At 68.8% G+C, this 17,307-nt stretch carries 15 protein-coding genes and 1 tRNA gene; 7 read left to right on the top strand and 9 right to left on the bottom strand.

Annotated features, from left to right (window positions below; translation table 11 throughout):
• Nucleotides 1-17 precede the first annotated feature (17 nt).
• The gene (locus ACFO8M_RS20775) at nucleotides 18-350 is read right to left on the bottom strand and encodes a hypothetical protein (protein ID WP_387979115.1); all 333 of its coding nucleotides are present in this window, start codon (nucleotides 348-350) and stop codon (nucleotides 18-20) included.
• Nucleotides 351-661: 311 nt separating this feature from the next.
• On the opposite strand from ACFO8M_RS20775, the gene ACFO8M_RS20770 reads away from it, so the two are divergent.
• Nucleotides 662-737, top strand: a tRNA-Asn gene (locus tag ACFO8M_RS20770).
• A 133-nt stretch (nucleotides 738-870) separates the two neighbouring features.
• Here ACFO8M_RS20770 and ACFO8M_RS20765 read toward each other — a convergent pair.
• The 6 genes from ACFO8M_RS20765 to ACFO8M_RS20740 form a co-directional block, all read right to left on the bottom strand.
• The gene (locus ACFO8M_RS20765) at nucleotides 871-2,280 is read right to left on the bottom strand and encodes an AAA family ATPase (RefSeq protein ID WP_387979113.1); all 1,410 of its coding nucleotides are present in this window, start codon (nucleotides 2,278-2,280) and stop codon (nucleotides 871-873) included.
• 254 nt (nucleotides 2,281-2,534) lie between these two features.
• A complete protein-coding gene (locus ACFO8M_RS20760; protein WP_387979111.1) occupies nucleotides 2,535-3,104 on the bottom strand; it encodes an HD domain-containing protein in 570 nt (189 codons plus the stop codon).
• Nucleotides 3,105-3,199: 95 nt separating this feature from the next.
• Nucleotides 3,200-3,748, bottom strand: coding sequence for a hypothetical protein (locus ACFO8M_RS20755; RefSeq protein ID WP_387979109.1), 549 nt, complete (start codon nucleotides 3,746-3,748; stop codon nucleotides 3,200-3,202).
• 129 nt (nucleotides 3,749-3,877) lie between these two features.
• Entirely contained in the window at nucleotides 3,878-5,278 is a 1,401-nt protein-coding gene (locus ACFO8M_RS20750) for a family 43 glycosylhydrolase (protein ID WP_387979107.1), read from the bottom strand.
• Nucleotides 5,279-5,408: 130 nt separating this feature from the next.
• Complete coding sequence (locus ACFO8M_RS20745) at nucleotides 5,409-5,885, bottom strand: hypothetical protein (RefSeq protein ID WP_387979106.1); 477 nt, start codon at nucleotides 5,883-5,885, stop codon at nucleotides 5,409-5,411.
• 12 nt (nucleotides 5,886-5,897) lie between these two features.
• Nucleotides 5,898-6,467, bottom strand: a complete 570-nt coding sequence (locus ACFO8M_RS20740) for an NADAR family protein (protein ID WP_387979104.1) — start codon at nucleotides 6,465-6,467, stop codon at nucleotides 5,898-5,900.
• 107 nt (nucleotides 6,468-6,574) lie between these two features.
• Between ACFO8M_RS20740 and ACFO8M_RS20735 the strand changes: the two genes are divergently transcribed.
• The 6 genes from ACFO8M_RS20735 (at nucleotide 6,575) to ACFO8M_RS20710 (ending at nucleotide 14,660) form a co-directional block, all read left to right on the top strand.
• Nucleotides 6,575-8,251 carry a DUF885 domain-containing protein gene (locus ACFO8M_RS20735; RefSeq protein WP_387979102.1) on the top strand — a complete coding sequence of 559 codons (1,677 nt, stop codon included), beginning with the start codon at nucleotides 6,575-6,577 and terminating at the stop codon, nucleotides 8,249-8,251.
• A 456-nt stretch (nucleotides 8,252-8,707) separates the two neighbouring features.
• Nucleotides 8,708-10,207, top strand: a complete 1,500-nt coding sequence (locus ACFO8M_RS20730) for a pyridoxal phosphate-dependent decarboxylase family protein (RefSeq protein WP_387980768.1) — start codon at nucleotides 8,708-8,710, stop codon at nucleotides 10,205-10,207.
• Nucleotides 10,204-11,478, top strand: a complete 1,275-nt coding sequence (locus ACFO8M_RS20725; RefSeq protein ID WP_387979100.1) for a lysine N(6)-hydroxylase/L-ornithine N(5)-oxygenase family protein — start codon at nucleotides 10,204-10,206, stop codon at nucleotides 11,476-11,478. The genes ACFO8M_RS20730 and ACFO8M_RS20725 overlap by 4 nt, the downstream gene beginning before the upstream one ends.
• On the top strand, nucleotides 11,475-12,053 hold the full coding sequence (locus ACFO8M_RS20720; RefSeq protein WP_387979098.1) for a GNAT family N-acetyltransferase: 579 nt from the start codon (nucleotides 11,475-11,477) through the stop codon (nucleotides 12,051-12,053). The genes ACFO8M_RS20725 and ACFO8M_RS20720 overlap by 4 nt, the downstream gene beginning before the upstream one ends.
• Complete coding sequence (locus tag ACFO8M_RS20715) at nucleotides 12,050-13,810, top strand: IucA/IucC family protein (RefSeq protein ID WP_387979096.1); 1,761 nt, start codon at nucleotides 12,050-12,052, stop codon at nucleotides 13,808-13,810. The genes ACFO8M_RS20720 and ACFO8M_RS20715 overlap by 4 nt, the downstream gene beginning before the upstream one ends.
• An 82-nt stretch (nucleotides 13,811-13,892) precedes the next feature.
• Entirely contained in the window at nucleotides 13,893-14,660 is a 768-nt protein-coding gene (locus tag ACFO8M_RS20710) for an SDR family NAD(P)-dependent oxidoreductase (RefSeq protein WP_387979094.1), read from the top strand.
• Here the strand turns inward: ACFO8M_RS20710 and ACFO8M_RS20705 are convergent.
• Both ACFO8M_RS20705 and ACFO8M_RS20700 read right to left on the bottom strand, forming a co-directional pair.
• Nucleotides 14,657-15,925, bottom strand: a complete 1,269-nt coding sequence (locus ACFO8M_RS20705) for an MFS transporter (protein ID WP_387979092.1) — start codon at nucleotides 15,923-15,925, stop codon at nucleotides 14,657-14,659. The genes ACFO8M_RS20710 and ACFO8M_RS20705 overlap by 4 nt on opposite strands.
• A gap of 46 nt (nucleotides 15,926-15,971) precedes the next feature.
• Nucleotides 15,972-17,282, bottom strand: a complete 1,311-nt coding sequence (locus ACFO8M_RS20700; RefSeq protein ID WP_387979090.1) for an aminotransferase class I/II-fold pyridoxal phosphate-dependent enzyme — start codon at nucleotides 17,280-17,282, stop codon at nucleotides 15,972-15,974.
• Nucleotides 17,283-17,307: the final 25 nt, after the last annotated feature.

Here is a 17,307-nt window from a genome sequence, read left to right as displayed (position 1 = left end):
TGTTCCCGCTAAGGAATTCAGAATCCGGGAGCGTCCTCGCGAAGGGCCCTGTCGCTGCGGGCCGGCGTCGTCACGCCGGCGGAGTCCCAGGGCTCAGCTTTTGGGAGTTCGTCGGCGTTCGTCGTGAAGTTCTCGACGATGTCGCCGAACTTGGTGCCCTTGATCTTGTCCTGGGCCGCGTTCGCGACCTTGTTCGCCTGCGTCCGCACCGACGAGGCGGCCTGCTGGACCTTGTCGTTCCCGGTCACGCGCCTGGTGTACTCGACGATCTCGTCGTAGCGTTCCCGCCCGGCCTTCGCCCCCAGGATGTAGCCGACCGCGAACCCGGCTACGAGATACCACTTCCGCATATTTGCCTCCCCGGCCGACCCGCGGGCCGAACGCTGCTCTGGTTTCACTGTGCTCTGAAGTTCACTGTGCGTTGCCGCATATAGCGGCCATTCTGCCCCATACATGGGTGCCCACGCGGGCCATGACGGAAACGCGTCGCCCGTGTCGACTCCCCACCGGACGCCCCGGCACCAGCCGAACCAGTCCTCCCATTCCCCGCCGAACCGCCCCCGATCTGACCTACGCCACACCCACCCCGGTGGCACCCGCCCCCGTCGGTCCTGTACTGTCATATCCGGTTCGCACGGCGAAACGCCGAACTCGAACCCCTTCCCCAATAGCTCAATTGGCAGAGCAGCCGACTGTTAATCGGCAGGTTCTTGGTTCGAGTCCAAGTTGGGGAGCCACCTTGAGACAGTGGGAACGGCCCGGACGGCGAAAGCCGGTCCGGGCCTCTTCTTTTCTGGACATGTCTCGCCCTCTGATCCGACGAGCGTCGCCGAGGAGTCCGGCGATGCGTCCGATGCCGCGTGGCTGACTTCAATTCCATGCGGCCAAGACGTCTTCCGGCCCCCACACGAGGTCGGCGGCCACGCCGTCGGCCACACCGGACCGGCTGACCACCACCATGCCGCTCTCATCTTCCGAAGCCCCGGGGACCGCCCCCGCGGTCTTCCTGAGACTGTTCAGATCATGGCGGTCGAAGGGCGTGCCGAGCCATTTGATCGAGCCCGTATAGAAGACCTTCCTCGCCACGGGTCCACGGTCTGCTCCGACGAGGTCCACCTCGGGGTCGAAGCTTCGCGGCCACCAGCCACCGACCTCGACCGCCTCCGGCCACGGAAACTCGTCCGAGGCGGACGCGCGAGCGAGCGCTTCGCGAACCACCGGCTCGATCGCCCGGCCGCGCCAGCTCTCCCATCGCCGCTTGATCGTCCGCAGTGCCTGCTCATGGCGATCGCGCTTCACTTCCTCATGGGCGCCGGCGAGCATCGCCAGGTACAACCGCAGATACGAATCGGCGACGCGGTACAGCTTGCCGCCATTGCCGGGTCGGGTGGCGAGAGGCTGATCGAAGGCGATCGCGTACTTGTCGTGGAGCCGGTTGAGGATGGGACCGAGCGAGCCTGACTTGATCGGTTCGTCCGGGCCCCGCCCCGCATGGGCTGCGATATTGCCGAAGGTCCGCTCACCGCTCCCGATCGCCGAGAACACCTTGCGGGTCTGATCCGGTTGCGGGAACTCCGAGTCCAACATCTGCTCACCGATGGTGAACAGGGGACTCGTCGCTCTGCGGCACTGCTCGGCGAAGAAGTCCAGGGCGTTCGAACCGTCGCCCCACGTTCTGCAGAGCGCAGGGAATCCGCCGGTGATCAGGTAGGCGTCGAGCGCGTCGACTCCGCTCAAGCCGGTGAGCTCCGCAGTGTCCGCGGGGTTCAACGGCTTGACCACCATCGGATCCGCTCGCCCGTAGAACGGACGGTCATAGCCGATGAACGCCTCCATCATGTGGATATCGCTGCCCACCAGTAGCAGTAGCACTGGCTTGCCTTTGAGCAGCCGATCCCATGCTGTCTGCAGATAGCCTTCGAGGCGCGAATCCTGCTGGAACAACCATGGGATCTCGTCTATGACCACGACCGAAACCCGGTCCTCGGGCAGAGCGAGCGCGAGCAGCTCGAACGCCTCCAGCCACGTTCGGGGCCCCGCGTTCGGCAGAGCAGCGGCCCCCGGGAGGTCTGAGGCCCGAAGCGCGGCCATGAACAGCTCAAGCGATTCGGCGGTTCCAACCCCCCTGCTTGCTTGGAAGTACAACCTCGGCAGTGCCGCCTCGACGCAATACTGCTCGACCAGTCTCGACTTGCCCGCCTGCCGACGGCCCCGGATGGCGACCGCGGCACCCTCGCCATCACGTTCGACCAGTTCCTGCCTCCACCGCAGATCTGCCATTTCTCGTTTGCGCCCTACGAATGGAGCCTTGCGCATGCCGCCCCCGACGAGCTCGGATCTAACTTAGATGCTCCCTAAGTTAGCACGGATCTAAGTGAGCAGGTTCGGGGTCCATGAGAGCCGTGAGACGGTTGCGCATGGCTACTACCTGCGGGAATAGGCCTTGAGGAGGGGAGCCACCTTGAGACAGTGTGATCGGCCCGGACGGCGAAAGCCGCCCGGGCTTTTTCGTTTCCCGTTGCAAAGTCCCCGTCTCACCGCTGGTGCCGGGTCTGCTCCCAGGCCAAGGGCTCGGCTTCAAGAACCTCGCGGGCGAGCCGCTGAGCCGTATCGGTCTTCAAGGCCGCAAGGCTGCTGTCGATCCACCGGCCGACGGTGGCGACTCCCTGATGGCGGTACTCGACAGCCTGGATCAGGCATTCCAGCTTGTCGGCGTCCTTCGCGCAGACGGCCTCTGGCGTCTCCCCCGCTTCGAACTCGGCGATGGCGTCGCGAACGGTCTCGGTCATTCGGTCGGGGCAATCCGCAGTCTGGTCGGCGACGACCTCTCTTGGATCCGCGGCGGTGAGGTAGTCGCGGCCGATCTTGGGGATGTCACCGATACGAGTCTCCGGGGTGTCATGGAGAACGCAGAGCATGGCGGTCCGGGCCGGATCGGCGCCTTCGAGGCTTGCGATGACCATGCCGGTCAGAGCCGCCCGCCAGCTGTGTTCGGCAATGCTCTCGGGGTCACGAACGCCGGCGATCCACCAGCCGGAGCGGCGAGCGCGCTTCAGCATCCCGGCTTCGAGCAGATATCCGGCGGCACCTGCGAGATCGGTCATGACTGCCCCTTCGCTAGCGGAATCCGAGGCCACAAAGCCCCTCGGCAACTGAGCGTAGTTCGAGCCGGTACTGCTCGGATACCCAGCTGCGCCGGTCAGTCCTCGCGGCACCAGAGCTGGCGCAGCTGTTCGTTGAAGGCTATGGCCGCGAAGAGGATCGCTCCTGGCACGAAGTACCACACCGCGGGACCGGGAGTGTCATCCGTTTCGGGTTTCGCCGCTGCGAACGTGAGCAGGACGGGCGCGAGCGTGCCGATCAGCAGCAGAACGGCGACGATCTGGGCGGTCCGGACCAAGCCGGGACCAGCCCAGCGGCGCCACGTGGCGAAGCAGAGCCCGACCGCGGTGAGAATGCAGGCCAAGAGCCCCAGGAAGGCCAACCCCATCGCGGCCCCGAAGCCTTCCTCGTCCCCGTTCTCGCCGAGCGACCCGAAGACCTCGAATGGAGCGGTCAGCAGCCGTACCGTCATCGGGTCGAACGCCCGTGCGTCGGTGAAGGTCGGCAGCGCACTGCCGAGCATCAAGAGACACGCCGCAACGAAGGTCAGCGAGCGGATCGCGATCGACTCGAGGGTGTGGACCCGCACCTCGAGGTCCAGTAGTCGCCGCCGGATCCGTTCGACGTCGGTTTCATTGTCAGCCATGCTGTTTCTCCCCTTCGTGCTGCCTCTGCAAGCAGTTTGCGCTTCACCTGCCACCACGAGACAGTGGGAGCAGCCCGGACGGCGAAAGCCGCCCGGGCTAATTTGTTTCTCCGGTTTTGTGTGCTCGGGTTAGAGGGGTTCGATGCCTTCCAGGGTCGGCACGACGGGACGGATGGTGCCGTCGGTGTTGAAGTAGAGGCGGTCGATCATGGTTTCGCGGTGGGTGCCGTCGCCGTTCGGGATGGCGAAGCGGTGGTAGGCGATGTACCACTGGTCGGTGCCGGGGACCTGGACGACCGAGTGGTGGCCGGTGCCCTTGATGCCCTGGGCGAGGTCCTTCTGGAGGATCAGCCCCATGCGCGGCCCCCAGGGGCCGGTCGGCGAGGTGCCGGTGGCGTAGGCGACCCGGTAGTCCTCTGAACGGGTGTCGTTCTCCGACCACATGAAGTAGTAGGTGCTGCCGCGCTTGACGACGAAGCTGCCTTCGTTGTAGTTCGTGGGGTTGTAGGTGCGCACCTGCGAGGAGTTGAACGAGACCATGTCGGCGTTCAGCGGCACCTGGTGCGAGGCGCCCTGGCCCCAGTACAGGTACGACTGGCCGCCGGTGTCGGTGAAGACCATCGGGTCGATGGCCTGGCCGGTGTAGGCGCCGGCGGAGACGAGCGGTTTGCCTAGGGCGTCACGGAACGGGCCGGTCGGCGAGTCCGCGACGGCGACACCGAGGTGCTTGCGGGTGTCGCCGCTGGCGAGACCGGCCGAGAAGTAGAAGTAGTACTTGCCGTTCTTCTCGGCGATGCCCGGGGCCCAGGCCGAGTTGTCCGCCCATGCGATGTCGGCGGCGACGTCCAGGATCACGCCGTGGTCGGTCCAGTTGACCAGGTCCTTGGAGGAGAACACCCGGAACTGGGTGCCCGACCAGCCGGCGAAGCCGTCGGTGGTCGCATAGAGGTAGTACGTGTCGCCGAACCGCACGATGTTGGGGTCGGCGAACAACCCCGGGATCGCGGGGTTGGAGACCAGGTTCAGCTCCCACCGCTGGTTGGTCCCGGTGCCGCATGCCTGCTGCCGGAGCCGGGTGCCGTTCGCGGTCGAGGCGCCCGGGACCTCCAGGCATTTGCCGGAGTGCCGTGCGATGAGCCGCGTGTTCCCTGCGGTGTTCTCGATCTTCCACTGCTGGTTGGTCCCCGAGGAGCACGACCATTGGATGACCGCCGCGCCGTCGGCGGTCGAGGCGCCCGAGACGTCCAGGCACTTGCCCGAGTTGCGGGCGGCGAGCCGGACGTAGCCGTTGCCGAGGTCGTCGATCTGCCACAGCTGGTTGAGCCCGGAATTGCAGTCGTACTGGCCGACCTGGGCGCCGTCGGCGCTGGAGCCTGAGATCACGTCGGCGCATTTCTGCGAGTGCTGCGCAATGAGATTGACCGAGGTGCCCTCGGTCAGATGGTGGGCGGCCGAGGCCGGAGCGGCACCGGTCAGAAGCAGGACGGCGGCCAGTGCCGCCGCCAGGGCGAGTGAGAGGGCTCGTCGCATTATGGACTTCTCCTTGCGAGTGCGTCCGCCGAAGCGCGGGTTCGTGAGATGATATCGATAACACATCGAGACAGTCAAGAACTTCAATATTTGGGACGAGACGACTGTGTTGCGAGGAAGGGCTCTTCTGCTATTTGCGTTGTGCGCCTTCGGGCCAGATGACCGCGACCTGCAGTCCTCGGGCGCGGGCTTCGGCCACGGCGTCGGCCGTGCCTCCGGTCTTCGCGGACGGGACGCCGTCCCAGACGGCCAGCAGGAGGTCGATCGCGTCGAGCATCGCGGCGTTCGCCTCCGCATAGGCCTGCGTCGAGGAGGCTTCGGCGATGTACCGGACGTGCTCGGCGCGGTCCGCCAGCGCGTCGAACGCCGGCAGGTGATCGGCACTGACGCGGGTGCCGCGGTAGTCGGGGGCGGGGAGGATCGCCTCGACGCGGCCGCCGGTGTCGAGGACGGCCTGCGCGAAGATCGAGTCCGCGCCCTCGGCGAGGCACGACACTCCGGTGAGGGTCGCCGGGTCGAATCGGCCGAGTTCCCGCAGCAGGGCCGCCCGGACCAGGTCGACCGTGGCGTCCGTGAGGTTCATGTGTCCGGTGATGCCGATGCGCACCAGGCGCTCCGATCAGTTCGAGGTGAGCCGGCGCCGGGCTTCCATGAGGGCGAAGCCGAGCAGGTTCAGGCCCTTCCAGGTGCTCGGGGAGGCCGCGAGGGGGTCGGTCGCGCCGAGGCCGATGCCCCAGATGCGGTCGCGGGGGCTGGCTTCGACCAGGACCCGGCGCTCGGTCCCCCGGAGGTAGGCCGACAGGTCCTGGTGCTGCCCGAACTTGGCCACGTTGCCGCGCACGACGATGCCGAACCGTTCGGCCTCCCAGACGGTCTGGTCGAAGCCGCGGACCTTCCGGCCGAGCGCTTGGGCCTCGCCCGGGTGCCCGGCGGCGAGGATCTTCTTGGCCGCGTCGGCGTCGTCGAAGAGCCATGCCTTGTGCGCCATCATGTAGTGCTCGGCGGAGGCGAACCGGCGTCCGTCCTCGGTGAACGGCGCTGGCCACCATTGGCTCAGGCAGCCGCGGCCGGCGCTGCCGTCCGCTTCGGGCGAGTGGCCCCAGAAGTGCACGTACTCGAAGGACTGGCCGGCCGACTCGGACGCGACCGCCTCGGCGACGTTGCGCGGCAGCGCGAGAACCTCAGACATCCCCTCACCTTGCCACAGGCCGCGATCCGCCCATGGCGGAGTCGCCGCCGTCCTTTGCCTTGCCGGACGGCTAGTAGGGTCGGGGCACCGAAACTGGAAGGGTGTTCATGGGCGATCCGCAGCTGGCTGCCTTGGCGCAGCAGTACTTCGACTTTCACCTGGCCGACAACCCCACATCGGCCAGTTTCTACGGCATTCCCGGTTACGACGACAAGCTGCCGGACCCGAGCCGGGAGGGCGATCAGACCCGGCTCGCGCACCACGCGGTGGTGCGCGCCGGGCTCAAATCGATTGACGCGGGCTCGCTCGGCGGGCAGGACCGGATCACGTACTCGATGCTCGCGCGCCTGGTGGCCGACCAGACCGCGAGCATCAACGCGGCCCTCGGCGAGGTCGCGCTTTCCAACACCATCACCGGGCCCGTCTCCACGATGCTGTCCTCGCTGCCGCGCATGAGCCTCGACTCCGAGCAGCGCAGCCGGGACTACCTCGTGCGGCTCGGCTCGCTCGGCGACTACTTCGACGCCGTCCTGGACCGGTACCGGCAGGCCGCCGCCGAAGGGCGGCACCAGACCCGGCAGGGGGTCCTCGCCGTCATCGAGCAGATCGACGACTATCTCGACACTGCGGTGGAGCGGGATCCGCTCGTCGGGCCCTCCCCTACCGGGGTTGAAGCGGAGGGTTGGAAGGCGGAGGCCGCCGAACTGGTGGCCGCGCGGGTCCGGCCCTCGCTCCGGAGGTGGCGGGAGGCGCTCGAATCCGAGTTCCTGCCGGTCGCCCGCACTGATGAGCAGGTCGGGGTCTGCCACGTTCCCGGCGGGCTCGAGGGCTATGCCGCGGCTTCGCGGCAGTTCACCACGACCGATCTGAGTCCCGAAGCGGTGCACCAGATCGGGCTCGACGAGGTCGCGCGGCTGCGGGACGAGTTCGCCGAGATCGGGGCCCGGGTCCTCGGGACCGCCGATGTCGCCGAGGTCGTGGACCGGCTTCGCAACGACCTTTCGCTGCGGTACGAGTCAGAGGACCAGATCCTCTCCGATGTCACGCTCGCGCTTCGACGGGCCGAGGACGCGCTGTCCTCAGCGTTCCTGGACTACGACATCGCCCCCTGCTCCGTGGAGGTCATTCCCCCTGCCGCGGCGAAGGGTTCGACCCTCGCCTACTACACCGTCCCCGCCTCGGACGGGTCCCGGCCGGGCACGCACTGGGTGAACACGTACGAGCCCGCGTCGCGGGCCCGGTTCGAGTACGAGGCCCTCGCGTTCCACGAGTCGGTGCCCGGGCACCACCTGCAGTTCGCGCTCGGGCAGACCCTGGACGGGCTGCCGCAGTTCCGGCGGTTCGCGTACGTCACCGCGTTCGGCGAGGGCTGGGGCCTGTACACCGAGCGGCTCTGCGACGAGATCGGGCTCTACAGCGGCGATCTGCAGCGGCTCGGCATGGTGTCCTTCGACGCCTGGCGGGCCTGCCGGCTCGTGGTCGACACGGGCATGCACGTCTTCGGGTGGTCCCGCGAGCGCGCGATCGGGTACATGAGGGACAACACCGCGCTCTCGGAGGTGAACATCGCCAACGAGGTCGACCGCTACATCGCCTGGCCCGGCCAGGCGCTGGCGTACATGATCGGTCGCAGGCACATCGGCGCCCTGCGGGAGCGGGCCCGGAGCGAGATGGGGGAGGCGTTCGATCTGCGGCACTTCCACGACCGGATCCTCTCCAGCGGGTCGATCCCGCTGGCGACGATGACCGAGGTCGTGGAGGACTGGATCGCCGGGGCGAAGTAGGCGTCCTATGTGAATTCTCGGCGGCGGGGCTTTCGGCCCGACGCCGATTGCTTTGCGTCGCAAGGAGAACACGGGCCCCAGTGGGACCGGCCTCCGAGGCTGACGCCTTGGTGTCAGATTGGCGACAGACAGTACCCGCCCGTTCCGGCACGCTATGAGCGCGGCGGTGGCTCCCCCCGGGCGCCGCCGCAACTCAGTCTTTCCGACCTCGCACGATGCGCCTTCCGCTTGCGGCGCAGTCGAGGTCGAACGTCCTCAGGGGACATCGAGCCGCATTGGCGGCATCTCGGGTAAATGCCTTAGTCAGGCCCGTATCGCAAGAATTCGTGGAGAACGTCACCATTCGGGATGGGCCCTTCTGCGCGCTCATGATTTAGGTTAGCCTAACCTACACGTTCCCCGGCATCCCGAGCCCGTCCCTCCATGCTGTCCCGCTTCGAAAGGTGACCCTCCGTGCTGACAAGCGCCGACCTCCGTCCGGCCCCCGCATCGCTCCCCAGTGCCGGCCCGCCGGCCCTCCTGGGCCGCGATTCGGCCGCCGCCTACCGCGGCCTCATCGCCGATGTCGCCGGCCGCCTTGCGGATCGGTTCACCGACGTCGAACGGCCGTGGACCGGCGCCGCCCCCGCGGACCTCGGCCCGGCCATCGCCGCGGTCGACCTCGACCGGCCCCTGGAGTCCTTCGAGGACGCGTTCGAGGAGATCGGCGAGCTCTACCTGAAGGACGCGGTCTGGTTCCACCACCCGCGCTACCTCGCGCACCTCAACTGCCCCGTCGCGCTCCCGGCGGTCGCCGCCGAGACCGTGCTCGCCGCGGTCAACACCTCGGTCGACACCTGGGACCAGAGCGCGGGCGGCACCTTCATCGAGCAGCGCCTCATCGACTGGACCGCCCAGCGGATCGGCCTCGGCCCCGACGCCGACGGGGTCTTCACCTCCGGCGGGACGCAGTCGAACCTGCAGGCGCTGCTGCTCGCCCGGGACGAGGCCGTCGAGGCCGCGCTCCTCAAGCACCGCATCGAGGTCGGGACGCCCCTGCGCGGGGTGGAGGTGCTCCCCCGGTTGCGGCTGTTCGCCTCGCCCCACTCCCACTTCTCCGTCGTCAAGGCCGCGCGGCTCCTGGGTCTGGGCGAGGAAGCGGTCATCACCGTGCCCGCCGACGACTGGTTCCGGATGAACCCGGCGGCGCTGGACGCGGCCATCGAGACCTGCCGCGAGCAGGGCCTCATCCCCACCGCGGTCGTCGCCACCGCCGGGACCACCGACTTCGGGTCCGTCGACCCGCTCGGGCCGATCGCGGAGATCACTGCGGCGCACCGGGTCTGGTTCCACGTCGACGCCGCCTACGGCTGCGGCGTCCTCGTCTCGACGAAGCACCGCGGGCTCCTCGGCGGCATCGAGCACGCCGACTCGGTCACCGTGGACTACCACAAGTCGTTCTTCCAACCGGTCAGCTCCTCGGCGCTCATCGTGCGCGACCGCGCCTCGCTGCGGCACGTCACGCACCACGCCGACTATCTGAACCCGGCCGAGGCCGTGTTCCCCAACCAGGTCGACAAGAGCCTCCAGACCACGCGGCGCTTCGACGCGTTGAAGCTGTGGATGACCTTGCGCACCTTGGGACCCGACGCCGTGGGCGCCATGTTCGACCGCGTCTGCGCCCTCGCCGACCAGACCTGGGACTGGATCGCCTCCGACCCGCGCTTCGAGGTCGCCGCGCCGCCCTCGCAGCTGTCGACGGTGCTGTTCCGGCTCGCCGGAGCGGACGACGACGTGCACCGCATGGCCCGGGAGTCGCTCGCGGCCTCGGGCGAGGGCATGGTCGCGGCCACCAGGGTCGAGGGCCGGATCGCGCTCAAGCTGACGCTGCTGAACCCCGAAACGGGCCTGTCCGACATCGTCCCCGTGCTCGAAGCGCTGGCGCGCCACGGCAAGAAGGCGCAGGAGTCCGCGTGAAGACCTACGACTTCATCGGGATCGGCCTCGGGCCGTTCAACCTCGGTCTCGCGGCGCTGACCGCGCCGATCGCGGACCTCGACGGGATCTTCCTGGAGCGCAAGCCGAACGTGGACTGGCACCCGGGGATGCTCATCGAGGGCACCACCATGCAGGTGCCGTTCATGGCCGACCTCGTGACGCTCGCCGACCCGACCTCCGAGTACTCGTTCCTCAACTACCTCAAGGAGAGCGGGCGGATCTACCCGTTCTACATCCGCGAGTCGTTCTTCCAGCTGCGCACCGAGTTCCAGGACTACCTGCGCTGGGCCGCCGAGAAACTCGACAACCTGCGGTTCGAGCGCACCGTCACCGCCGTGACCTGGGAGGACGGCGTCTACGCGGTCCGTTCCGAGGGCCCCGGCGGTGCCACTACGGACTACGCCCGGCGCCTGGTGCTCGGCACCGGCACGCCCCCTTGGATTCCGCCCTCGTGCCGGGAGCTGGAGAGCCCCACCGTCTGCCATGCCTCGTCCTATCTGGAGCACCGGGACCGGTTGCGGGAGTGCGGTTCCATCACCGTGGTCGGCAGCGGCCAGAGCGCCGCCGAGATCTACCGGGACCTGCTGGTCGACATCGAGGGCGGCGGCTACGAGCTGAACTGGGTCACCCGCTCGCCCCGATTCTTCCCGCTCGAGTACACGAAACTCACGCTGGAGATGACCAGCCCGGAGTACGTCGACTACTTCCACGAGCTGCCCTCCGCCAAGCGCGACGAGCTCAACGCGGCGCACAAGAACCTGTACAAGGGCATCAACGCCGACCTCATCAACGAGATCTTCGACCTCCTGTACCAGAAGCGGTTCGAGCGCGGCACCGTGCCGACCAGGCTGTTCACCAACTGCACGGTCGAGAAGGCCACGGGTTGCGGCAGCGTCCGGCTCTCGGTGCGCCAGCACGAGCAGGACCGGTCCTTCGAACTCCAGACCGAGGGCCTGGTCCTGGCGACCGGCTACAGTTACCGCGTCCCCGAATTCATGAACGAGGTCCGCGACCGGCTGCGCTTCGACGCGACCGGGCGCCTGGAGGCCCGCCGCGACTACAGCGTCGACGCCGAAGGCAACGGGGAGGTCTTCGTTCAGAACGCCGAACTCGCCACCCACGGCTTCGTGTCGCCCGACCTCGGCATGGCGGCCTACCGCAACTCCTGGATCATCCGGTCCCTGACCGGCCGGGAGGTCTATCCCATCGAACGCCGCATCGGCTTCCAGGAATTCGGAGCACCCGCATGAAGGCCCCAAGCACCTTCTACCACCTGCACCCGCGGCTGGGCGACTTCGGCCTGCGCGCGGTAGACCCGCCCACCGACTCGCCGCTGCTGCACGAGTGGGTGACGCACCCGAAGGCGAAGTACTGGATGATGCAGGACGCCTCCGTGGCCGACGTGCTCGCCGAGCACGAGGCCATCGAGGTCAACCCGGGGCACTTCGCCTACATGGGGCTCTACCACTACCGGGCCCGGTTCCTCGTCGAGGTCTACGACCCGGCGCAGTCGGAGCTCGCGGGCGTCTACGACCCCGCCGAGGGCGATATCGGCATGCACGTGCTCACCGCCCCGACCGAGCAGCCGATCCCCGGATTCACCAAAGGCGTCATGGAGACCGTGATGCACCTGCTGTTCGACGGGTTCGGCGCGAAACGCGTCGTGGTCGAACCGGACACCGGCAACGAGGCCATCCACCGCCTCAACGAGTTCGTCGGTTTCAAACCCGAGCGGGCCGTGGACTTGAAGGACAAGCAGGGGCTGCTGAGCTTCTGCACCCGAATCGATTTCGAGCGGTCCGCCGCGAGAGGAGTGAACGCGTGAGCGCCATCGACCACCTCACCTCGGAACTGTGGCAGGCCGCCACGAGGAACCTCCTCGCCAAGGCGATCGGCGAGTTCGCGCACGAGCGGCTGCTGGTGCCCGTCAAGGACGGCGAGAGCTTCACGCTGGCCGCAGGCGCGGAGCAGTACCGGTTCGCCGCGCACCGCTTCAAGCTCGACCACTGGGTGGTCGACCCCGCCTCGATCGAGCGCACCGACGCCACCGGCGACGGCCTGGAGCTGGACGCGGCCGCGTTCTTCCTGGCGTTCAAGGGCGAACTGGGCTTGAGCGACACGGTGCTGCCGGTGTACCTCGAAGAGGTCGCCGCGACCGTGAACCGCGGCGCGTACCAGCTCGGCGAGGGCCAGCCGAGCGCGGCGGCCCTCGTCGACGCCGGGTTCCAGGCGATCGAGGCGGCCATGACCGGCGGGCACCCGTGCTTCGTCGCCGGCTCGGGCCGGCTCGGCTTCAGCTCGGAGGACTACCGGGCCTACGCGCCCGAGACCGGCGCGGGCGTGCGCCTCATGTGGCTGGCGGCCCGGCGCGAGCACGCGATGTTCGCGGCCTCCCCGGAACTGGACTTCGGATGGCTCCTGGACACGCAGCTCGACGCGGACTCGCGCGAGTACTTCGGGTCCATGCTCACCGACCAAGGCCTGTCCTATGAGGACGTCTACCTGATCCCGGTGCACCCGTGGCAGTGGCGCAACAAGATCTCGGTGACCTTCGCGCCCGAGATCGCCGCCGGACGGCTGGTGCCGCTCGGCGAAGGCCACGACGAATTCCAAGCGCAGCAGTCGATCCGGACCTTCTTCAACCGCACCCGGCCCGAGACCGACTACGTGAAGACCGCGCTCTCGGTGCTCAACATGGGCTTCATGCGGGGGCTCTCCACCGAGTACATGGAGGTCACGCCCGCTATCAGCGACTACGTGGCCGACCTCGTGCACGGCGACCCCACCTTGAAGCGGCACGGCGTCACGATCCTGCGCGAGCGGGCCGCCGTCGGCTACCGCCACCCGGCCTACACCGCCGGCGCCCCGAAGGGCTCGCCCTACCGGAAGATGCTCGCCGCGCTGTGGCGCGAGAGCCCGGTCCCGAAGCTCGCCAAGGGCGAACGGGTCGCCACCATGGCCTCGCTGCTGCACGTGGACACCGACGGCAAGCCGCTCGCCTCCGCGCTCATCCGCCGCTCGGGACTGCGCCCCGCCGACTGGCTCCGCGGGTACCTCGACGCGTACCTCGTGCCCGTCGCGCACTGCCTGTACAAGTACGGCCTGGTGTTCATGCCCCACGGCGAGAACGTGATCCTCGTCCTCAAGGACGGCGCGGTCGAGCGCGTGTTCTTCAAGGACATCGGCGAGGAGTGCGCGGTCATCGAGCCTTCGACGGAGGTGCCCGAGGAGATCGCGCGCATCCGCGCCGAAGTGCCCGACGACGTGCGGACCCTGTCGATCCTCACCGACGTCCTGGACTGCTTCCTTCGCTTCCTCGCCGGCCACCTGCACCTCGACGGCGTGCTCAGCGAGGACGAATTCTGGCGCGTGGCCGCCGAAGCCCTGAAGGACTACCAGGCCGCGCATCCGGACCTCGCCGAGGCGTTCGCGCGCTTCCCGCTCTTCGAGGACAGCTTCACTCTCTCGTGCCTGAACCGCCTGCAGCTCAAGAACAACCAGCAGATGGTCAACATCGAGAACCAAGAGGAGAGCCTCATCTACGTGGGTCGTCTCGACAACCCGTTGGCGCCCTGGCGTTAAAGGCCCGGGGCCGGTCGGCGAGGGCCGGCCCCGTCACCCGGCGGATTGAAGGGACGAGCCGACACAAGTCATGATGTACGGCATGCATCTCAATAGCCCTGTCCTCATCACCGGAGCGAGCCACGGTCTGGGTATGGCAACGGCCACGGTGCTCGCCGCCGAAGGCGTGCCGTTGGCGCTGTGCGCGAGGAACGCCGCCCCGCTGAACGAGTTCGCCGAGAAGCTGCGCGCCGCACATGACATCCCTGTCGCCACCAGGGCGCTCGACGTCAACGACACCGAGCTGATGGTCGAGTTCGTGCACGAGGCCCAACGGCGCCTCGGCGACCTGAAAGGCTTGGTCGCGAACGTCGGCGGCGCCCGCGGCCGCAGCCTCATCGACACCGAGCCGAACGACTGGGCGTACTCCCTGAGCGTCAACGTCACCAGCGCGATGACCGCCCTCAAAGCGGCCCTGTCGCAGCTGCGGCGCACCGGCGGCTCGGCCGTCCTGGTCTCCTCGATATCCGGCGCGAAGCCCTCCCCCGGACTCGCCTACGGCTCGACCAAGGCCGCGCTCAACCACGCCGCCACGATCCTCGGCCGCGAGCTCGGCCCGAGCGGCGTCCGCGTCAACGCGGTCGCGCCCGGCTCCATGCTCATCCCCGACCGCAACTGGGACCGCCTGCGCCTGGCCGACCCGGGGCGTTACGAGGCGTTCCTGGAGGAGTTCCCGAACCGCGAACTGCTCGACCCGCGCGACGTCGCCGAAGTGATCGCCTTCCTCTTGTCGGACAAGGCGAAGGCGATCAACGGCGCGGTGATCCCGGTCGACGGCGGCCAGAACGCCCCGAGCGCCTACGGGTATTAAGCGGCCTCTTCAGCGGGCGTGGGGCCCGTGAGTCTGCCCAACAGGAACGGGAACACCAGCAGCGCGACCACGGCGCAGAAGACGCACAGGATGCCGTAGCTGGCGTACTCGACGATCGGGCCCGACGCGAGACCGGCCGCCATGGCGGCCAGGCCCATCACCAGGTCCGAGAAGCCCTGCGTGGACGGGCGTTCGGCCGGGGAGACCGCGCCGGTGACGAGCGCGGCCGAACCGACGGTCATCGCCGACCAGCCTATGCCGAGCAGGACCAGGCCGATCGAGATGCGCACGTGGTCGGATGCGGGCGAGGAACCCGCGACCGTGCACGCCGCGACGAGGATCGCGGTGCCCGCCACCAGGACCGGACGCGAACCGTACTTGTCGACGAGGCGGCCGATGATCGGCGCGAACGCGTACATCCCGCCGATGTGGAGGCCGAGGATGACGCCGACGACCGTGAGCGCCTCGTCGGGGTCGGCCATGCCGTGCTTGATGTGCAGCGCGGTCATCGCCATGACGCCGACCATCACGAAGTGGCCCAAGGCGGCGGCGATGACGCCGGTGCGCACGGCAGGGTTCGTCCTGGCCGTGCGGTAGCCGTCCGCGATCGAGCGCTTCGGCGCGTCGGTCTCACCGCTGATCTCGCGGGCGGTCAGGAGCGGGTCGGGCCGCAGCAGCGCCAGGATGATCGCGGCCGTGATCAGGCACAGCACCCCGATGGCCACCATCGAACCGACGTAGTCGGGACCGCCGAACCATCCGGTCCACGCCCGCTCGGCGAGCCCGGCGAGCGAAGGTCCCGCGACGGAGCCGATCGTGGTGGCCCACACGATGATCGCCAGGTGCGAGCCGCGGCGGGCCGCGGGAGCGAGGTCGGCGGCGGCGTACCGGGACTGGAGCCCGGCGAACGAGGCCGCACCGAGCAGGAAGTAGCCGATGACCGCGAGGACCGCGGTCTCGAGGTGGATCGCGGTCACGACGACGACGGTGCCGACGACCGCGCACGCGTAGCCGAAGGCGAGGCCGCCGCGGCGGCCGAACCGCTCGGTGATGCGCACCGCGGGCACGACCACGAGCGCGGAGCCGCCCACGAAGAGGCTCTGGGCGAGCCCGGTGAACGTCGAGGAGCCCGTCATCCCCTCGATGAGCAAGGCGCCCACGGCGATCCCGATGCCGACGGCGAGGCCGCCCAGGATCTGGGTGAGGAACAGCGTGCGCAGGACGCGTTTCTGGAGTACTGCGGTGTCGGGGAGGGTGGCTATCACAGGGGGTCCCTTCTGGAGTTATGAGCCGCGGGGGCGGCGTGTCAGGTCAGATCGGCGGCGACGCCGGACCTGAAGCCCGGACGATGGCGTCGGCCACCGCCGGGGCGAGCTTGGGGTCGAGCCGGGCCGTGCTGACGCGGATGCCCTGGTGGCCGTGGAAGGAGTACGAACGGCCAGGAGCGACCGCGAACCCGGCGTCGCGGAGCGCGACGACCGCGGCGGTCTCGTCGGCCACCGGCACCCACAGGTTGAGCCCGGAGCGGCCCCACACGTCGATCCCGCGTTCGGCGAGCGCCTCGCGAAGGGCCCCTTGGCGTTCGGCGTAGGTACGCCCGGCCAGCGCCACGCGTTCGGCCACGACCTCGTCGGTCCAGGCGGCGATCACGAAGTGCTGCAGGATGCCCGAGACCCAGCCGTGAGCGATGGCCATGCGGCCCTGGACGCGGGCCTTCGTATCGGGGTCGGCGGCGACGAGCGCGCAGCGCAGGTCGGGACCGTAGGGCTTGGAGGCCGAGCGCACGAACATCCAGCGTTCGGCCGCGTCCGCCACGAAGTGCAGCGGGATCTGCGAGAGCTCGGCCCAGTGGTCGTCCTCGATCACGAACACGCCGGGGTGGCGGGCGATGACCTCGCGGAGCGCGGCGGCGCGTTCGGCCGAAACGGCTGCGCCCGTGGGGTTCTGGCCGCGAGAAGTGAGGATGAAGGCTTTGGCGCCGCCGGCGAGGGCGGCCTCCAGCTCATCGGGCAGCGGGCCCTCGCCGTCGATGATGACGGGAGTGACCTGGTAGCCGGCCGAGAGGAGCAGGTCGCGGCCGTTGGACCAGGTGGGCTCCTCGACCGCGACGGTGTCGCCGGGTTCGAGCCGGGCCGCGAGGCCGCGCTCGAACGCGTCGAGAGCGCCGGAGGTGACGGTGAGTTCGCCGTGGACGCCGTCTGCGGCGAAGCGGTCCCGCGCGAGGTCGAGCAGGTCCGGGCAGGGCCCGCCGTCCCGGTAGTTGCCGTGGGAGATCGTGACGCGCGGTTTGAGCGCGGCGAGGTCGGGCAGGAGGTCGGGGTCGGGTTCACCCGAGACGAGGTCGTGCACTCCCGAAGGGACCGTGAGGGTTCCAGTGGGGGTGAAGGCGGAGCGCTGGCGGATGACGGTGCCCGCGCGGCCGCCGGTCTCGACGACGCCCCTTTCGCGCAGGCGCCGGTAGGCGGAGGCGACGGTGCCTGGGGCGACGCCGAGGTCGGCGGCGAGTTTGCGGACGGGAGGCAGGGTGCGGCCGGGCGCGAGCTGCCCTGAGCGCACGCCGGACTCGACGCTGGCGGCGATCTCGGTTGCCGCCGATCCGGTGATCTGATACTGTACCGACATAACGAAAGTATTGTATCAGTACAAA

Origin of the sequence: Glycomyces rhizosphaerae, from assembly GCF_042647865.1 — a bacterium.
GTDB classification, from domain to species: domain Bacteria; phylum Actinomycetota; class Actinomycetes; order Mycobacteriales; family Micromonosporaceae; genus Glycomyces; species Glycomyces rhizosphaerae.
This window is presented reverse-complemented; position numbering and strand designations above follow the sequence as displayed.